We start from the raw sequence: 19,504 nt of genomic DNA, 5'->3' as shown, positions 1-19,504 counted from the left end.
TCCACGCAGGGTTTCCTATGAAAAAGTTGCTCTTAATTTTGCTGGTACTGGCAATGGTTCCTGTTGCCTTGCTGGTTGTCATTACCCCGATGGATAGCCAAAAGCAGTATATATTTGGCCTGATTAGCATCGGCCTGCTGTTTTTAATGGGCTTCAGTAAAAAGCGAAGCATTTCAGTGATTATGGTGGTGATGTCATTATTGATGTCCACCCGCTATATGTATTTTCGCCTGACGCAAACGCTGCATTTTAATTCAGAGATTGAAACCATCCTTGGCATGGGGTTATTTCTGGCAGAGGTCTACGTCTGGGTGTTGTTACTGCTGAATTATTTGCAAACTATCTGGCCGCTGAAACGCGAAATTGTGCCTTTGCCGGATGACATGTCGTTGTGGCCAACGGTTGATGTCTATATTCCTACGTACAACGAATCGCTGGAAGTGGTGCGCGACACCGTGCTGGCAGCGCAGTGTATCGATTATCCGCGCGACAAAATGAAAATCTACCTGCTTGATGACGGGAAACGCCGGGAGTTTGCGGTGTTTGCGGCGGATGTCGGTGTGGGTTACATCACGCGTAACGATAATTCTCATGCCAAGGCGGGTAACCTCAACCATGCGATGAAACTGACTCAGGGCGAGCTGATTACCGTATTCGACTGCGACCACGTAGCCACGCGCATCTTCCTGCAAGCAACAGTCGGTGGATTCCTTAAAGATCCAAAACTGGCGCTGGTGCAGACGCCTCATTACTTCTACTCGCCAGATCCGTTCGAACGTAACCTCTCTGTCGGGCGCAATATCCCGAACGAAGGCACGCTGTTCTATGGCCCTATCCAGCAGGGTAACGATAACTGGAACGCGACCTTCTTCTGCGGCTCATGTGCGGTTATTCGCCGTAGCGCACTCGAAGAGATCGGCGGTTTTGCTGTGGAAACCGTTACCGAAGATGCTCACACCGCGCTGAAGATGCAGCGTCTGGGCTGGAAATCGGCGTTCCTGGATATTCCGCTGGCTGCCGGTCTTGCGACCGAGCGTCTGGTGTTACATGTGATTCAGCGTACCCGCTGGGCGCGAGGAATGACGCAGATTTTCCGTCTGGATAACCCGTTGTTTGGCCGTGGCCTGACGATTCAGCAGCGTCTGTGTTACCTGAGCGCAATGCTCTATTACCAGTTTGCCTTACCGCGTATCGCGTTTCTAACCGCGCCGCTGGCGTATCTGCTGTTCAACCTCAATATCATTCACTCGTCAGCGAGCCTGGTCTTTGCGTACGCATTGCCGCATCTGTTCCTGGCGATCTACATCAACTCGCGCATGAACGGGCGCTACCGTTACAGCTTCTGGGGTGAAATCTACGATTTGGTGCTGGCGTTTCATCTGGTGCTGCCAACGGTTGTCACCATGCTCTTCCCGAAACGCGGCAAGTTTAACGTGACCGACAAGGGCGCTCTGCTGGACGTCGGGTATTTTGATTTCAGGGTTGTTCGGCCGCATCTGGTGATTGCCATTCTGCTTGGTATCGGCGTGATTGCGGGGATTGTCCGTGCCTTCGCGCATGACTACTACGGCGTTGATCCACGCGTTATCGCACTTAACGTGGGCTGGGGACTCTACAGCCTGATCTTCCTGCTGGCCGCCATTGCGGTGGCGCGTGAAACGCGTCAGACACGCAAAACGATTCGTATTGATGTCACCATTCCGGTGCTTATCCACTATGCCAGCGGTATCTCTTCGCGTAGCCAGACGGCCGATCTGTCAATGGGCGGCTGCCGTATTGAGCTGCCAGACGACCGTCATCTGACGGACGAGATTGAAGAAATTGAACTGCTTCTGCAATCAGGGGCGATCAGCATTCCGGTGAAAGTTGTCACGACGGATGAACACTATATCCGCCTGATGTTCGACGATATCCCGCTGTCACGACGCCGCGAACTGGTGCGTGTGGTGCTGGCGCGCGCCGATGCGTGGATCCAGCCGCCAAAACCGCAGGACAATCCATTCCGCTCGCTGGCGACCATTGTCCGCTGTGTGTTCGATCTGTTCTGGATGACCTGGAAAACCCGCCGCGCAAATCGCCGCGCGCAGGCAAAAGTGCAGGTTCAGGAGGACGGCAACGCATGAAACGTCTGACAACACTCACCCTGCTGGCGGCGTCGTTGTTTGCGCTGCCACTGCACAGTGAGGAAACCACAGTAGCGTCGTTATTGCCGGTTGAAATGCCTGCGCCAGCCGCGCCTGCTGCATCCTTTGCCCCTACCTCGGTGAACACCATTAGCGTGGCGCAAATGGGGCAACCGCAGGGGATTGTGCTGAGCGGAGGCCAGTTGCAGGGCGGTACGCGCTTTACCCTGCCGGTCGATCAGGTGGTCACTAACGCCCAGCTTTTACTGAATCTGAAAGTTTCTCCGGCGATGGCCACGCGTAATGCCACTATGCAGCTGATGCTCAACGGGCAACCGCTTGGCACTGTGCCGCTGGGAGCGGAAGAGAGCGATGTTTCACGATTCCAGCTGGATATTCCTTCTGCGCTGCTGGTCTCCAGCAACAGCCTGAGCTTTAAGATTAACGATGGCGATGCGATGCAGTGCCAGCGTGACCTGACGGACAAATATCGCGTTACGGTTCTGCCTGATTCCCGTTTTGAACTGGAAGGGCAGCAGCTGGATATTGGCGCTGATTTAAGCCACTTCCCGCGCCCGTTCTTTGACAGTATGCAGATGACGCCAGCCACCATCGCCTTTGCGTTTGGGGCAAGTCTTAGCAGCGATTCGCTCAGCGCGGCGGCACTGATCTCTTCCTGGCTGGGGATTCAGGCAGATTATCGCGGTGTCTCGTTTGCCGCGCTGAATGACACGCTGCCAGAGAAAAACGGCATTCTGATTGGTCATCCCGGCGAGAAGATTGGTGGTATGACATTGCCGCAAACCACTCAGCCGATGCTGCAAATCGTCGATAACCCGGCAAACCCGGTTTATAAGCTGTTGCTGGTCGTGGGTAAGGATGAAGCCGCGCTGCGCACGGCGGCATGGCGGCTGACGCGCGGTAACTTTGCACTGCAAACCGCCAGTATCTCGCTGCCGGTGCAAAAGATCCCTGTCAGCAAACCTTATGATGCCCCGCGATGGATCCCAACGGATCGTCCGGTGAAGCTTTCAGAGTTGATCCGTAAAGATCAAAGCCTGACCGTTACCGGGATCTGGCATCCGCCGCTGCGCGTTGCCTTTCGTGCAGCTCCCGATCTGTTCCTGTGGGATGGCGAAACAATCCCGCTGCACATTGGCTATCGTTTCCCGACCGAAAACTGGATTGACGAAAACAAGTCCTGGCTCAGCATGACGCTCAACGACACCTTCCTGCATAACCTGCCGGTGAACAAGCAAGGTGCGCTGGAAACCCTCTGGCACAAGGTGGGTGGCGATGCGCGGCAGGAGAAATTCGATATGCCGCTGGAGCCGTACATGATTTACGGCGACAACCAGCTTTCGCTCTATTTCAACATTACGGCAAAAGAGAACGCGCCGTGCAGCGTGCTGCTGAACAACAACATCAAGAGCCGTATTGACGAGGATTCGTGGATCGATCTGAGCCATACGCGTCACTTCGCGCTGATGCCAAACCTCTCTTACTTTGTCGGCGCGTCGTTCCCGTTCACCCGTATGGCGGATTACTCGGAAACGGTGCTGCTGTTGCCGGAACACCCGACGGAAACCCAGGTCGCAACGCTGCTGGACATGGCGGCGCGCTCCGGGAACGCCACCGGTGCTGCACTGTACAACAACCGCGTGGTGATGGGTGTGCCCACGGCGGGCGGCAATCTGGAGCTGCTGCGTACCCGCGATGTGCTTGCTGTCAGTGGGATGGCTCAGCATGACTTCAACCAGGCGCTGCTCAGCAGTTCGCCGTTTACCTCACACGACAACACCCTGGGCGTGCGTGAGCCGACAACCTGGCAGAAACTGCAACGCTGGCTTGCCGGAGACTGGACCTCTGATGGTGTAGACGCTGACCGCTACTTCTCTTCCAACGAAGCCTGGCGCGGGTTTGTGAGTTTCCGCTCGCCGTGGAACAGCGACCGGCTGGTGGTGATGGCGCTGGGCAGCAATGACGATCAGCTTGCACGCCTGCATGAGGATTTAACCTCAGCACGCATCAACGCCGGTATTCGTGGCGATGCGGCGATTATCACCAACGAAAACGGTGTACGCAGTTTCCGCGTCGGGTCGCAGTTCCCGAGCGGGCAAATGCCGATGCAAATGATGATTGTCTGGTATGCCAACCAGCATTCGGCGCTGCTGGCCATTCTTGGGCTGATTATCAGTTCGCTGACCGGGCTGGCGCTTTATGCCTTCCTGAAAAAGCGTGCACATAAGCGCCTGAACCCGGAGACAGGAAAGTGAAAAAAATAACAATTAAATCGGCTATCTGCCTTTCCGGTGTGCTGACGTTTGGTACGACGGCATTTGCGGCGCAAAACGATGCAGCGTTAAAAGCGCTGTTCGACCAGGCAAATTACTGGCATGAAAAATCCCATGATGATCTCGCCAGTGAGTCGTTGAAAAAAGTGTTGATGGTGGATGCCAACAACACCCAGGCACTTTATCTGATGGCATTGTGGGCGCAGCAAAATGGCGATTTACAAACCGCGGCCCAGTGGCGCGCACGGCTGGCTAAAGTCTCGCCAGATGATGCCGGATTACAGGCGCTGGATAACGCCAGGCAGATGACCCAGGTGCCACAGGGCACGTTAACTCTGGCGCGTCAGCAGGCACGTAGCGGCAATATTCCGGCAGCGCTCGATACCTGGAAAACGCTGTTTAATGGCGATACTCCACCGGCAAGCCTCGCGCCGGAATATTATCAGACGATGGGCAGCGACAAAGCGCTCTATCCTCAGGCTCTGGCAGAATTACAGCGCTTCTCGGCACAGAACCCGCAGGATAACGCGGCGCGCGTGGCGCTGGGGAAAATGCTCACCTGGCGGGAAGAGACACGCCGTGACGGGATGATGCAATTGCAGGAGATGGCCAGCGGCAGCAAAGATGCTGATGCCGGGCTGCGTCAGGCGCTGTTATGGCTGGGACCAAAACCGGGCGATGAACAGTTTTATGACACCTGGTTGCAGCGCCATCCGCAGGACAGCGAAGTGCAGGCGTACTACCGCAAAAACGTGGGCGGCGCGGCAAAAGGCGAAGGTTTTACCGCCCTGAACAGCGGCAATACCGATGCCGCAAAGCGCCAGTTCGAGCAAGTGCTGCAAACCAACCCGCAGGATGCCGATGCCCTGGCCGGGATGGGGTATATCGCACAGCGCAAAGGGGATTATCAGGCAGCGGCGCAGTATCTGGGGCGTGCGGCAGGTCAGGGCGGTGACGCCTCTGCGCAGCGACAAGCTCAGGCAGATGACGCGGCATTTTACGGCCAGCTTGCCCAGGCTCAGCAGGCGCTGAAAGAGGGTAATATTAGCCAGGCGCTCGCACTCTCCGCCCCTCTGGCCCAGCAAACAGGTGAGCGGGGGACGGCTGCCAAACTGTTCCGTTCCGATGTGCTGCGTCATAACAAAGACTACCCGCAGGCGGAACAAATCCTGCGTGAAATGGTGAACAACCAACCGCAAAATGGTGCGGCGCGCGAAAATCTCTATTACGTCCTGAAAGAGCAAAACAAAACGGATGACGCGCAGGCCATATTACGCACCTTACCGGCATCGCTTCAGGCGAAGCTTCAGCCGCGCGTGGTGACCGGTTTGCCGGGGATCCTGTTCGTCGTCAGGCACAACAGGCTGTCGATAGCGGGAATACGCAACAGGCGATCGCGATCCTGCGTCAGGGTGTTGCCCGCTTGCCGGACGATCCGTGGCTGCGTCTTGATCTGGCGCGTCTGCTGCAAAAATCAGGGGCTGATGGTGAAGCGGCATCTGTGATGCAACCTGCGTCACGCCCGGGGGCAGGAGCCAGTGCACTGTATGCATCCGCTCTGTTTGCCAGTGAAAACGATGCCTGGCAGCAGGCACAAACATTGTTGTCACGGGTTTCTCCCGCCAGCCAGACACCGCAAATGCGTGAGCTCTCGCAGCGGGTGAATTACAACCTGCAAATGGCTACCGCTGAGCGCTATCTGGCGCAGGGCAATGGAGTTGCGGCGGCCAACACGCTGAAAACCTTGTCGTCTCGTCCACCGGAAAGCCCGGCAGATGCAGGCAAGCTGGCCAGGATGTTGGCGCAAAGCGGCGACCTCACGGGGGCGGTATCGGTGGTTCGCAACAACATGAACGACGGGGTGAAAGGCAATGCCGGCGACTATGCCGATCAGGTTGCCGTGCTGAACCAGGCCGGGCTGAACGGCGAAGCTCAGCGCTTCCTGGCAAACCCGGAACTGCTTTCACGCAGTACGCCAACCCAACTGGCAGGCGTGCGTAATGGCTATGTGATCAACGAAGCGGATCAGCTTCGCGAGCAGGGTAACTACGCGGCAGCCTACGACAAACTGATCCGCGCGCTGCAAAGCGATCCGCAGAATACCGATCTGATGTTTGCGATGGCGCGTCTTTACCAGACCGGCAAAATGAACAAAGAAGCGGGCGTGGTTTATGACTACCTGATGACGCGCGATACGCCGGATCAGGATGCGCGCGTGGGCGCAATCGATGTTGCGCTGGCACAAGACAATGTCGTGAAGGCGAAACAGCTGGCTAATGGGTTGCAAACCAACAACTCGCCGCAGCGTTTGCTCTTGCTGGCGCGTCTGGAAGAGGCGCAGGGTAATCACCAGCAGGCGATGACCTATCTGCGTAGCGCGCGCGGCAAGCTGGTGGGGCTGGAGTCTACCAACAGCGCCGCCACGCCGACGATGGGCGGCCTGTTGCTGGCAGACAACCCGTTTGTCAGCACCAGTCGTACTTCTCAGGCGGCGGGAGCCACGGTGTCCAGCGAAAGCGCGTTGCCATGGCAACTGGCGCAAACCGCGCGTGAGCCGGGGTCTACGCTGCCAGGCACCACCCGGACCGACCTGCCGCAAGAAACTGTTCAGAGCCGTACCTTGCGTCAGGTGGATGACATGATGCTGCAGATGCAGGATCAAACCGGCACCTGGTTGCAGGGCGGCGTACAAATTCGTGGTCGTGACGGTGAATCGGGAACCAGCAAGCTTACGGAAGCGAAAGCGCCGCTTACCTGGTCCAGCTCGCCGTTTGGCGAGTCGCGCTTTGAATTTACCGCAACCCCGGTCACGCTCAGTGCAGGCAGCGCCAGCGGTGATGCGTGGCGCCGCTTTGGCTCAAACCCGCTGGCTAATGCGGCCTCGAACGTGATTTCTACCGTCACTAACGAGCAAAAATCTCTGGCGGCGATGAGTGATACCGACAGGGCAACCTATCTCGCCAGCCATCCTGAAATGGCGACGATTGACTCTCTCGGCACGCTTAATGCGAGCGACTTTAACCTGACCAGTACCGACGGGCAGCTCAATCTGGCGAAGCTTGGCGCTTACGACGGCGGGGCGGTGGGTGAATACCTTGAAGCCTCCAGCCACAAGCCAAACGTCAGCCAGCCAGGCGATGTGTCGACCGATTCGCAAAAAGCGAACGGCGTCGAGCTGAGCATGGCGCTGAGTGGTAAAGATTACCGTATGGACATCGGCAGTACGCCGCTCGGACAGGACCTGAGTACGCTGGTTGGCGGGGTGAAATGGTCGCCGAAACTCACCAATTACCTCTCGCTTATCCTGACCGGTGAACGTCGCGCCGTGACCGACAGTCTGCTCTCTTATGTTGGCCTGGAAGATAAGTACTCTGGCAAGAGCTGGGGGCGCGTCACCAAAAACGGGGGCAACCTACAGCTCAGTTATGACGATGGCGATGCCGGGTTCTACGTTGGCGGCGGTGGCTACAGCTATCTTGGCGAGAATGTGGCAAGCAACACCAGCGTGAACGCAGGCGCCGGGGTCTATTTGCGGCCTTATCATGACGATCTCCGTCAGGTACAGGCCGGGCTGAGCATGAGCTGGATGGACTTCTCGAAAAACCTGAGCCAGTTCACCTTCGGCCAGGGCGGTTACTTCAGCCCGCAGAACTACGTCAGCGTAGCGTTGCCGGTGGATTACACCCAGAAAATTGATAACTGGAAACTGAAGCTGGGTGGCTCCGTTGGGTATCAATCGTATAGCCAGGACAGCAGTGACTACTTCCCGACGAAAGACGCCTGGCAGGATCTGCTTGAAGGGGCGGTTGCCAGTGGTTTCGCCAAAGAGGCCCGCTATAAGAGCAGCTCGGAAAACGGTATTGGCTACACGGTTCGCGCAGGGGTGGATTACAACGTCAACAAAGATATGACCATTGGCGGCAACGTCGGTTATGACACCTTTGGCAGCTATAACGAAAGTACGGCGGGGCTCTATTTCCGCTACATGCTGGGAGATAAGTGATGACACAGAATATGGACAATCCTGCGCTGATGAGCTGGTTTCGTGGGCAGCAAACGCCAGAAGGCTGGTTTGATTTGCTGGCCTTAATGGTCGAAGGAATGGTGAGTAACGTCGGCGAACATGAAAGCCAGCCGTTCCTGCGCCAGATGGGGCACGCGCTGGCGGAGCAGTTCCCGCTCCAGCCCTCGGAAACCGTGGGTGAGCTGGAGGCGAATATCAACAGGCAACTGGCCCGTTTTGGCTGGGGATGTGTGGATATCACCACCCGCGACACCGATCTGACGCTTCGTCATCAGGGGCTACCGGTGAGCCGTGTTGCAGAGCAGCAAAACCGCTGGTGTCATGCCTTCTGTGCAATACTGGAGGGATTATATGCCCACTGGATGCAGGGGCAGGGCGGAAAAGCGCACGTGACAGTGAGTCGCGATCGTCTCTTTTCCATTTCGGACGTTCAGTTCCGCTATCACAATCCACAATGAGATGATTATGCGAAAGCCCGCATGTGCCGCGCTGGTGGTCATGATGAGTTTGTTGGTTTCGCCTTTCTCCCATGCCGGTCAGGCCTGGGAGCAATATAAGGCGCGTTTCTTTATGCCGGATGGCCGGATAGTTGATACCGGTAATGGCAATGTTTCTCATACGGAAGGGCAGGGCTTTGCCATGCTGATGGCCGTGGCAAACGACGATAAAGCCACCTTCGACAAGCTCTGGCAGTGGACAGACAGCACGCTGAAAAACAAAGACAATGGGCTGTTTTACTGGCGATATAACCCGGTGGAAGCCAACCCGGTCGCCGACAAAAACAATGCATCTGATGGCGATGTCCTGATTGCATGGGCGCTGCTGAAAGCTGACACCCGCTGGCATGACAAGCGCTACAGCACAGCATCGGACAGCATCACTAAAGCGCTGATTGCGCACAATGTGATCCGCTATGCGGGATACCGGGTGATGCTGCCTGGCGTGCAGGGATTTAACCTGAACAGTGAAGTGGTGCTTAATCCTTCTTACTTTGTGTTCCCTGCCTGGCAGGCGTTTGCCGATCGCAGTCATTTACAGGTCTGGCGGGAGCTGATTCAGGACGGACAGCGACTGCTCGGGAAAATGGGATCGGGTAAAGCGAATCTGCCAACAGACTGGGAGTCTCTGGAAGCGGGCGGCAAGCTGGTCCCGGCTAAAGCCTGGGCTCCGCGGATGAGCTATGACGCGATTCGTATCCCGCTTTACGTCGCCTGGACGGATAAACAAAGTTCGTTGCTGACGCCGTGGCGCAGCTGGTTTGCTCAGTTCAGCCGCGAGCAAACCCCGGCGTGGGTGAATGTCACTACCAATGAGTTCGCGCCGTACATGATGGAAGGGGGGTTGCTGGCCGTGCGTGATTTAACGATGGGGCAGGCGCCTGGTGAACCGGAAATCACTGCCAAAGATGATTATTACTCCGCGAGCCTGAAAATGCTGGTATGGCTCGCAGGGCAATAACGTTGGGGCCGGACGAGTTCCCTCTCCTTTTTGGGGAGAGGGAGTCTTGATTACTGCGGATACGGAACCCAGTCGCCGCCGTTCAGACGAACATACGGTTTGTTCTGGTACTGGATAACAACAGCGTTGGCATTTTCCGATACCTCAGCAGTCTGCGGCAGGCCGCTGGTAAGCTGATTCCAGTTCACGCTATCTTCCACAAACAGCTTACCGTCTACCGCACGTGCCACCAGCTCAGAAATCGCCAGATAGCTGCTTGGCTGTGTGATCTCAATTGGCGCGCCCTGGTGTGGAGCCTTCATACCGAAGAATTTAATCCCGGCAGGTACGTTGGTAATGGACGGGCTTGGGATATCACGCAGGCCAGACACCTGCATTCTGTCACCCTTCAGCGCACCACCGTGTTCCGGCACAACCACGACCATCACCTTGCGGCCAGATTTTTCCAGCTCGGTAAAGAACGCATCCAGCTCATCAAACATTTTCTGCGCACGCACTTTGTAATCAGCCGTTTTGCTGACGCCTGGGAAGTGGTTACCGTCATGCAGCGGCAGGGTGTTATAGAACGTGGCACTGCGCGGGTTAGCATCTTTCTCAATGGTTTGCAGCCAGCGCTGGAGAACGGCGGTATCGTCATAAACCGGTGAACCGTCAAAGCCCAGCAGTGATACCGGCAGGCCGGTCTGATCCATCAGCGGCGCTTGCATTCCGCCTTCTTCACGCACTTCTTTCAGGAAGTTGCCGAACTGGCCGTTATGGCCCAGCATCAGGTGCTGCGTAAAGCCCAGTTTCGACAGATTATCAAACAGATAACACTGATTCCCCGCGGGTTGATAAAGATTTTTATGCGATGGCTGACCACAGCTTGCGCGCAACAGACGAATCGCCGCCGGGCCGCTGTAAGAGGTAGCCGAGTTGAAATCTTTAAACTGAATATCGAAGTGCGACCACAGCGGATGGGAGCTCAAACCAGCGGCATCCACATCGGCCCATGACAGGGAACAGATGTTAATCACCAGCAGCTCGAACGGCTGAGCGTCAGCAGGTAACGCATCCGGGAATTTGGTCTGGCGCTTGTCTTCTGCGGTATAGAAGCTTGAAAGCCAGGCATTCAGGTTAGTGGATGTTGGTGGTGACGTCTGTGTTGGAATATCCCCAACGACCGGGTTATCTCCTGCAGTTGCCACTGTTGCGGCAGCGGCTCCACCCGTGGTAGTGACCGTGGTTGTCGGCTGGCCAGCAGGCCATAAAGAGAAGCCAGGCCCCGCCAGGGTCAGTACGTTAAGCCATATCAGGATGGCCACAACAAACACCGTTACACGCACCCACTGCGACAAGAACAGCCAGGCAACCAGCAGTACAAATACTGCCCCAATCATTTGCCAGTTAACAAACCGCTCGGTCAGATCGAGAATGTAGTCAGAGCTAAAGCCTGCGACCTGCGAGCCCTGGCTCATAATGCTGTCCGGGCCGGGTAGCCAGGTGTCATGCCAGAACAGAGCAAAGCCCACCGGAATGGCAATCCAGTGGCGCAAACGATGCAGCCTGATGCTGGGGATTGGCATCAACAGGAAGGCCATAAACACCAGGTTAAGCAGGGGGTGGAAATTCAGGTAGCCTGCCCATAGCAGACCAAACTTCACCAGGAAATAGAAGTTCCAGCCGGAAAGGCCGCGCCAGTATTGCCAGAGCGGCGATGGCGCCGAATGGGTATAGGTAGAGTTAGTCATGTTTTCGGTTTGCCTTGACGTGCGGAGCCCGTGTCAGTGTTCCGGCTGGTTTAACGTAGCGAGGTTTTACAAACAGCGCCCTGGCGGTATTACGAATACGGCCCATCGAATGGCGTGCATAGTAGCCGAGCGGGAAAAAAATGAGCGCACAGAGTACGACCAGTTGAATAATATCACTGATATTCATGATGATGCGTTCTCCTCATTCCCGGATAACAAGCGAAGTGGTTCAGGAACCCGACGCCATACATGCCCGTCATGTTTAGCATTGAGAATGGGTTTGGTGTCGGCAGTCATCGGCAACGGTTTTACCCACTGCTCAGGTGCGAGGGTTCGCATTTGCACCAGCTCGGCGCTGATCAGGCTGTCTTCGAACCAGACCATGCGATTAGAGAAGATATCCCCTGTTGGCAACGGGAAAATATGGTTCAGGGCGGTGTCGAGATCGTTCACCCGGCAGAAGGATAAAAACAGCACCAGGCGGTTGTCGCCAATCGTCATGATATCCCCCGAACGGTTCGGGCGGCACAGCGTGAGCGCCTGCTCAACGCGGATACCCGGCACAGGACGCAGGGCAACCATCACCCCTTTTCCGTCTGCCGGAAGCAGCGTGTTGTTCATCATGTTACTGACGGCATCACAGAACGTGTCCCATTTTTGATAGCCGCGCAGTTTCATCGGCTGAGTCATGGACAACAGCGTGGAGATATCTTCCGGCACGCGGCGGTTAAACTGCTGGCCCTGAATGCTTTCAATCAGCGTCAGGCAGCGTGAAAGCGGGGCATTCCAGGGAACGACCATGTTCGCACCACAGCCCAGCAGCAAGCGTTCGTCCGTTGCGCGCAGGCTGGTATTATTTTCACGTACCACGATTTTTAACGCGCTGCCGCGCTGGCGGCGTAAGATATGAATCTGTCTCGCCAGCGTTTCGATTTGGTTATTTTGCATCAAGGAAAAAACAATAGTGGCGGCCTGAGTGGTACGGGCTTCATTAAATAGCGCTTCGTTTGTTTCAAACAGCGACCAATTTTCAGAAAGGGCCGGCGCACCTTCTAATACCGTAATCTGGCTGAGAATGCGTTTTTCATCGCTGCGCGGTTGCACTACGGTTTCTTCTTGTTGCGCGACATGCCAATTGCCTTCGATAAGTTTGAGTGCAAGTTGTTGTCGCGCACTCACGCCTTTTTCATTACACCAGAAAGCAATATCGTAAAGAAAACTGTCGGTCTGGTCACGGATACTTGCAAGACCGAAAAGAGAACGATATTCCCCCATTAAAAGCGAGAATAGCTTGTCATTATTACTGCCAGGGTTTACGACCAATACCGTGCAGTTTTGATTTTTCGCCCATCTGTTGATTTTTTCAAGCCAGTGCAGAAGTTTCTCAGTCGGTATATTTTGCAGGGCATTATTTGAGCATTTAAGAATCACTAAATAGTGATCGGGATCAAGAGTGCACTGAATGTCGCGGGGCAAAAAGTATAGACTATCTGCCTCGGTTGACATGGAAAATAATTGAACCGTTTGTGGCCCGCGGTCATCCTCAAGCCTGATGATTTTCTTCGGTTCTTCACCCATGGTGATGACGGCGACGCGCGCATCCTTCGTCTGCGTGGCGATGGTTTGATTAACCAGACTTACAGCATCCTCATTGCGGTCAGTATTAATCCACCACACTCCTCCGACTGGCATGTGGCGCAATTCGTCCCATAATGACTGGATGCCAATAGAAAATATGGAGTCCACGGTGTCCCTCTTTTCATCTAATTTATCTGTATCTCAGTTTACTAGCGAAAGCGTAGAAATAAACCTAACATTGAAATTAAAGAACATCAGATTTAGCATGTAAACGAAAATTCCTGGCAGGACGCCTCGCTACATCTGATCGTAAGATTTTACTCAATGGGATGAGATAAAAATGCATAATAACGAACCCGGAACACCCGTCGACTCGAGTCTGGGGTACACATTCCAAAACGATTTTCTGGCTCTGACTCAGGCGTTTTCATTGCCTGAAATTGATTACACCGATATTTCCCAGCGGGAACAGTTGGCAGCGGCTATTAAACGCTGGCCTTTATTGGCTGAATTTGCCCAACAACAATAAGGGAGCCATTGATGGCCATACTAGGATTACAGGGCGTCCGCGGTGGTGTCGGTACGACATCCATTACAGCAGCGCTGGCGTGGTCATTACAGTTATTAGGTGAATCGGTGCTGGTTATTGATGCCTGCCCCGATAATTTGCTGCGCATGTCTTTCAACGTTGATTTTGATCACCACGATGGCTGGGCGCGCGCGCTGCTTGACGGTAAAGACTGGCAGGATGCAGGACTGCGCTACACCTCCCAGCTCGATCTGCTCCCCTTTGGGCATCTGACTGCAAAAGAACGTGAGAACTATTCCTCAAGCCAGCAAACCCTGGAGCAATTCACCTACGCGCTGGAGCGCCTGAAGGAACAGAGCCATTACGACTGGATATTGCTGGATCTGCCGCACGGTTTTGCGCCGCTGACGCGCCAGCTCATTACCCACTGTGATCACATTCTGTCGATTGTGAATGTGGACGCAAACTGTCATATCCGCCTGCATCAGCAAGCGTTGCCCGCAGACGCCCATATTCTGATTAACGATTTACGCATCAGCAGCCAGATTCAGGACGATCTTTACCAGATTTGGCTGCAAACTCAGCGCCGCCTGTTACCTATGGTGATTCATCGTGACGAGGGGATGGCGGAATGTCTCGCCTCCAAACAGCCACTCGGTGAATACCGTGGTGATTCACTGGCGGCAGAAGAGATCCTTACACTGGCGAACTGGTGTCTGTTGCACTTCACTCGTCGTCCAGAGTCTGCCAGGAGTGCTGTATGAGTCGTGTGTCCACCTGGTTACTCATCCCACCGGTCAGCGCGCGCTTAAGCGAACGCTACCGACATTGCCGTCGACACGGCGCATCGGTGTTAAGCGCTGCGCTTGGCTGTTTCTGGATGATCCTGGCATGGATGTTTATACCGCTTGAACACCCGCGCTGGCAGCGTATTCGTGCGCGCCACAGCGAGCTTTACCCGCACATTAATCCCGACCGGCCGCGGCCGCTGGATCCGGCCCGTTATCTTATCCAGGCTGTCTGGCTGGTGGCCACCATGCCCCGACAGGAACATAAAGCTCCGCGCTGGCGCAGCTTCGACCGGGTGGCGAATTTACGTGAACGCTACCATCAATGGCTGAACAGACTGCCCGATAGTGTGAGTCACAAAACCAGCCATCTGGATAACCACAAAGAACTTGGGCATCTGCACCCGGGCTTGAGGCGTTTTATCCTCGGCGTAATTGTCGTCTTCTCGCTCATTCTTGCTGTGGTCTGTATCACGCAGCCCTTTAACCCGCTGGCGCAGTTTACCTTCCTGATCCTGCTGTGGGGCGTGGCGCTGCTGGTCCGGCGTATTCCTGGGCGTTTCTCGGCCCTGATGCTGATTGTGCTGTCACTGACCGTCTCCTGCCGTTATATCTGGTGGCGTTATACCTCAACGCTGAACTGGGATGATCCGGTCAGCCTGGTGTGCGGTTTGATTCTGCTGTTTGCGGAAACCTATGCATGGATTGTGCTGGTTCTGGGTTACTTCCAGGTTATCTGGCCGCTCAATCGCCAGCCTGTTCCGTTGCCAAAAGACACCACGCAATGGCCGTCTGTTGACCTGTTTGTGCCAACCTACAACGAAGACCTGACGGTGGTAAAAAACACCATTTATGCGGCGTTAGGTATCGACTGGCCAAAAGATAAACTCAAAATCTGGATCCTGGATGACGGTGGCCGCGCGGAGTTCCGCCAGTTCGCCGAGGAAGTGGGCGTGGAGTATATCGCGCGAACTACCCACGAACATGCGAAAGCCGGGAACATCAATAATGCGCTGAAATACGCCAAAGGAGAGTTTGTCTCCATCTTTGACTGCGACCACGTACCGACCCGCTCGTTCCTGCAAATGACGATGGGCTGGTTCCTGAAAGAGAAGCAGCTGGCGATGATGCAGACACCGCACCACTTCTTCTCGCCGGACCCGTTTGAACGTAACCTCGGGCGTTTTCGTAAAACCCCAAACGAAGGTACGCTGTTCTATGGGCTGGTGCAGGATGGCAACGATATGTGGGATGCCACCTTCTTCTGCGGCTCCTGTGCGGTTATCCGTCGTAAACCGCTGGATGAGATTGGCGGCATTGCCGTAGAAACAGTCACCGAAGATGCCCATACCTCGCTGCGTTTACACCGTCGTGGCTATACGTCTGCCTACATGCGTATTCCGCAGGCGGCAGGCCTGGCGACGGAGTCTCTATCAGCCCATATCGGCCAGCGTATTCGCTGGGCGCGCGGCATGGTGCAGATCTTCCGCCTTGATAACCCGCTGGTGGGCAAAGGGTTAAAACTGGCGCAGCGTCTGTGCTACGTCAACGCCATGTTCCACTTCTTGTCCGGTATTCCGCGGCTTATCTTCCTGACCGCGCCGCTGGCGTTCCTGCTGCTTCACGCTTACATCATCTACGCGCCAGCGCTGATGATTGCGCTGTTTGTTCTGCCGCACATGATCCACGCGAGCCTGACGAACTCGAAGATTCAGGGTAAATACCGCCATTCATTCTGGAGTGAAATCTACGAAACGGTGCTCGCCTGGTATATCGCCCCGCCAACGATGGTGGCGCTGATTAATCCGCATAAAGGCAAGTTTAACGTCACCGCGAAGGGCGGCCTGGTGGAAGAAGAGTATGTCGACTGGGTGATCTCCCGTCCGTATATCTTCCTGGTGCTGCTGAATATCGTGGGCGTTATCGCTGGTATCTGGCGCTACTTCTACGGCCCGGAAAACGAAGTGCTGACCGTGTTCGTGAGTATGGCTTGGGTGTTCTACAACCTGATTATTCTTGGCGGCGCGGTGGCGGTTTCGGTAGAGAGCAAGCAGGTGCGCCGTGCGCATCGCGTTGAAATCAGTATGCCTGCGGCAATTGCCCGTGAAGATGGCCATCTCTTCTCCTGTACCGTGCATGACTTCTCTGACGGTGGTCTGGGTATCAAGATCAACGGCCAGGCGAAGGTGCTGGAAGGGCAGAAGGTCAACTTACTGCTTAAACGCGGCCAGCAGGAGTACGTCTTCCCGACGCAGGTTGTGCGTGTGTTAGGCAATGAAGTGGGTTTGCAGCTGATGCCGCTGACTAAAAAGCAACACATTGATTTTGTGCAGTGTACGTTTGCCCGCGCGGATACGTGGGCTCTCTGGCAGGACAGCTTCCCGGAAGATAAACCTCTGGAAAGCCTGCTGGATATTCTTAAGCTGGGGTTCCGTGGCTATCGTCACCTTGCAGAATTTGCCCCGTCGTCTGTGAAATTAATTTTCCGGTCACTTACCTCGCTGGTTTCCTGGGTCGTGTCGTTTATTCCACGCCGACCTGAGCGGGAAGAGGCGAAGCAATCGGACCCGGTTATGGCTCAACAATGATGATAACGCGATGAAAACAAAACTTTCCTGGTTATGTGCAGTGGCAATGGGAATGAGTGCGCTTCCCCCTATGATGGCGAATGCAGCCCCTGAGACTACGGCTACGCCTGTGGTGCAGGAAACCGATCCAACCGTCACCGCGACCGATAACGCTGAGTCCAATCAACCGGCAGACGGGACGGCTCAACCTATCGGCAGCGTCTTGCCTGGCGTGCGTGGTGCGAACGCGCCTGTTGTGGCGGATAATGCCCCGTCCAGGGACGTGAAGCTGACCTTTGCCCAGATTGCCCCACCTCCGGGCAGCATGGTCCTGCGTGGCATTAACCCGAACGGCGGCGTTGAGTTTGGAATGCGCAGCGATGAAGTGGTGTCGAAGGCGATGCTAAACCTGGAATACACACCGTCGCCTTCTCTGCTGCCGGTTCAGTCCCAGCTTAAGGTCTATCTCAACGATGAGTTGATGGACGTGTTGCCGGTTACCAAAGAACAGCTCGGCAAAAAGACGCTGGCACAGGTACCTATCAACCCGCTGTTTATCACCGATTTTAACCGCGTTCGTCTGGAGTTTGTCGGGCACTATCGCGATGTATGCGAAAACCCGGCCAGCAGTACGCTGTGGATGGATGTCGGTCGTAATACATCGCTGCAAATGACCTATCAGTCGCTGGCGCTGAAAAACGATCTCTCGGCTTTCCCTGTGCCATTCTTTGATCCGCGCGATAACCGCCAGCTCACGCTGCCGGTAGTCTTCGCGGCCTCCCCGGATGTGACTCAGCAGCTGGCTGCGACGATTGTCGCTTCATGGTTTGGTTCACGTGCGGCCTGGCGCGGTCAGAGCTTCCCGGTGATGTACGATAAACTGCCGGATCGCAATGCCATTGTGTTTGCAACCAATGACAAACGCCCGTCGTTCCTGCGCGACCACCCGGACGTGAAAGCACCGACGGTTGAAGTTATGAACCACCCGGATAACCCTTATGTGAAGCTACTGGTGGTATTCGGGCGTGATGATAAAGACCTGCTCCAGGCGGCGAAAGGTATTGCCCAGGGTAACGTCCTGTTCCGTGGCAATAGTGTGACTGTCGACAACGTAAAACCTCTGCTGGCGCGTAAACCTTACGATGCACCAAACTGGGTGCGTACCGACCGCGCAATTAGCTTTGGTGAGCTGAAAACCTATGAAGAACAGCTTCAGTCGACCGGGCTTGAGCCATCGCCAATCAGCCTTTCGCTGAACCTGCCGCCAGACCTGTATCTGATGCGTACCAACGGGATTGATATCAACCTGAAATACCGTTACACCGCGCCTGTAACCAAAGACAGCTCGCGCATGGATATCAGCCTGAACAACCAGTTCCTGCAATCCTTTAGCCTGACCAGTAGCCAGGACACCAACCAACTAATGCTTCGTCTGCCGGTGCTGCAAGGGCTGCTGGATGGTAAAACGGATGTCTCTATCCCTGCGCTGAAACTGGGCGCGGTAAACCAGCTGCGTTTTAATTTCCAGTACATGAACCCAATGCCGGGTGGTTCGGTGGATAACTGTATTACCTTCCAGCCGGTGCAGAACCATGTGGTCATTGGTGATGATTCAACCATCGACTTCTCCAGGTATTATCACTTCCTGGCGATGCCGGATCTGCGCGCATTTGCGAATGCCAGCTTCCCGTTCAGCCGTATGGCGGATCTCTCTGAATCCATCGTTGTGATGCCAAAAGCGCCAACCGAAGGCCAGGTGACAACCCTGCTGGACACCATGGCTTCCGTGGGCGCTCAGACAGGTTTACCGGCGATTAATGTGACGCTGACGGATGACGGCAGCCAGATCCAGAACAAAGACGCTGACATCATGGTGATTGGCTCCATCCCGGATAAGCTGAAGGATGATAAGCGTATTGATTTGCTGGTGAAGGCTACCCAATCTTGGGTGAACACGCCGCTGCGTCAGACCGAGTTCCCAAGCATTATGCCGGATTCGAACGATCGTCAGGCCAGCGTTCAGACCGAAGTATCGTCTTCTGGCTCAATGGCGGCAATCGTGGGCTTCCAGTCTCCGTTTAACGATCAGCGTAGCGTCATCGCGCTGCTGGCCGATAGCCCGCGCGGTTATGAGTTGCTCAACAACGCGATGAACGACAGCGGTAAACGTGCCTCCATGTTTGGCTCTGTTGCCGTTATCCGTGAGTCTGGAGTGGATAGCCTGCGCGTGGGCGATGTGTACTACGTCGGCCATCTGCCGTGGTTCGAACGCCTGTGGTATGCGCTGTCAAACCACCCGGTTCTGCTCGCAATTCTGGCGGCAGTGAGTGTCGTACTGCTGGCGTGGGTGCTGTGGCGTCTGCTGCGTATCATCAGCCGTCGTCGCCTTAACCCGGATCATGAGTAAGATGTG

The 19,504-nt window shown here is 55.4% G+C and carries 11 protein-coding genes and 1 pseudogene; 9 read left to right on the top strand and 3 right to left on the bottom strand.

Annotated features, from left to right (window positions below):
* The first annotated feature begins 17 nt into the window (after positions 1 to 17).
* From bcsA (ACT9TW_RS04105) to ACT9TW_RS04085, 5 genes and pseudogenes are all read left to right on the top strand, one after another.
* Complete coding sequence (bcsA, locus tag ACT9TW_RS04105; protein WP_446491730.1) at positions 18 to 2,123, top strand: UDP-forming cellulose synthase catalytic subunit; 2,106 nt, start codon at positions 18 to 20, stop codon at positions 2,121 to 2,123.
* Positions 2,120 to 4,399, top strand: coding sequence for a cellulose biosynthesis cyclic di-GMP-binding regulatory protein BcsB (gene bcsB, locus ACT9TW_RS04100; RefSeq protein WP_446491729.1), 2,280 nt, complete (start codon positions 2,120 to 2,122; stop codon positions 4,397 to 4,399). The genes bcsA (ACT9TW_RS04105) and bcsB (ACT9TW_RS04100) overlap by 4 nt, the downstream gene beginning before the upstream one ends.
* Positions 4,396 to 8,420: pseudogene (locus ACT9TW_RS04095) on the top strand (cellulose synthase subunit BcsC-related outer membrane protein). The gene bcsB (ACT9TW_RS04100) and the pseudogene ACT9TW_RS04095 overlap by 4 nt, the downstream one beginning before the upstream one ends.
* Positions 8,417 to 8,899, top strand: coding sequence for a cellulose biosynthesis protein BcsD (gene bcsD / locus ACT9TW_RS04090; RefSeq protein WP_259349691.1), 483 nt, complete (start codon positions 8,417 to 8,419; stop codon positions 8,897 to 8,899). The pseudogene ACT9TW_RS04095 and the gene bcsD overlap by 4 nt, the downstream one beginning before the upstream one ends.
* A gap of 7 nt (positions 8,900 to 8,906) precedes the next feature.
* A complete protein-coding gene (locus ACT9TW_RS04085) occupies positions 8,907 to 9,899 on the top strand; it encodes a glycosyl hydrolase family 8 (RefSeq protein WP_446491728.1) in 993 nt (330 codons plus the stop codon).
* 50 nt (positions 9,900 to 9,949) lie between these two features.
* On the opposite strand, the gene bcsG is transcribed toward ACT9TW_RS04085, so the two are convergent.
* Genes bcsG through bcsE form a run of 3 tightly spaced genes read right to left on the bottom strand, consistent with a single transcriptional unit; the run spans position 9,950 to position 13,375 of the window.
* A complete protein-coding gene (gene bcsG / locus ACT9TW_RS04080) occupies positions 9,950 to 11,629 on the bottom strand; it encodes a cellulose biosynthesis protein BcsG (RefSeq protein ID WP_446491727.1) in 1,680 nt (559 codons plus the stop codon).
* Positions 11,622 to 11,816: a cellulose biosynthesis protein BcsF gene (gene bcsF, locus ACT9TW_RS04075; protein WP_182062898.1), complete on the bottom strand. Its 195-nt coding sequence runs from the start codon at positions 11,814 to 11,816 to the stop codon at positions 11,622 to 11,624. Before bcsF ends, bcsG begins: the two co-directional genes overlap by 8 nt.
* Complete coding sequence (bcsE, locus tag ACT9TW_RS04070) at positions 11,813 to 13,375, bottom strand: cellulose biosynthesis c-di-GMP-binding protein BcsE (protein WP_182062897.1); 1,563 nt, start codon at positions 13,373 to 13,375, stop codon at positions 11,813 to 11,815. Before bcsE ends, bcsF begins: the two co-directional genes overlap by 4 nt.
* Positions 13,376 to 13,547: 172 nt before the next feature.
* Between bcsE and bcsR the strand changes: the two genes are divergently transcribed.
* From bcsR to bcsB (ACT9TW_RS04050), 4 genes are read left to right on the top strand one after another with little or no spacing between them, the layout of a single operon-like run.
* On the top strand, positions 13,548 to 13,736 hold the full coding sequence (gene bcsR / locus ACT9TW_RS04065; RefSeq protein ID WP_014072225.1) for a cellulose biosynthesis protein BcsR: 189 nt from the start codon (positions 13,548 to 13,550) through the stop codon (positions 13,734 to 13,736).
* Positions 13,737 to 13,747: 11 nt separating this feature from the next.
* Positions 13,748 to 14,500 carry a cellulose biosynthesis protein BcsQ gene (gene bcsQ, locus ACT9TW_RS04060; protein ID WP_182062896.1) on the top strand — a complete coding sequence of 251 codons (753 nt, stop codon included), beginning with the start codon at positions 13,748 to 13,750 and terminating at the stop codon, positions 14,498 to 14,500.
* Entirely contained in the window at positions 14,497 to 17,112 is a 2,616-nt protein-coding gene (gene bcsA, locus ACT9TW_RS04055; protein ID WP_446491726.1) for a UDP-forming cellulose synthase catalytic subunit, read from the top strand. The genes bcsQ and bcsA (ACT9TW_RS04055) overlap by 4 nt, the downstream gene beginning before the upstream one ends.
* A 10-nt stretch (positions 17,113 to 17,122) precedes the next feature.
* Positions 17,123 to 19,498 carry a cellulose biosynthesis cyclic di-GMP-binding regulatory protein BcsB gene (bcsB, locus tag ACT9TW_RS04050; protein WP_446491725.1) on the top strand — a complete coding sequence of 792 codons (2,376 nt, stop codon included), beginning with the start codon at positions 17,123 to 17,125 and terminating at the stop codon, positions 19,496 to 19,498.
* Positions 19,499 to 19,504 lie beyond the last annotated feature (6 nt).

The sequence above is a fragment of the Enterobacter sp. C4G1 genome (assembly GCF_052886895.1).
This window is presented reverse-complemented; position numbering and strand designations above follow the sequence as displayed.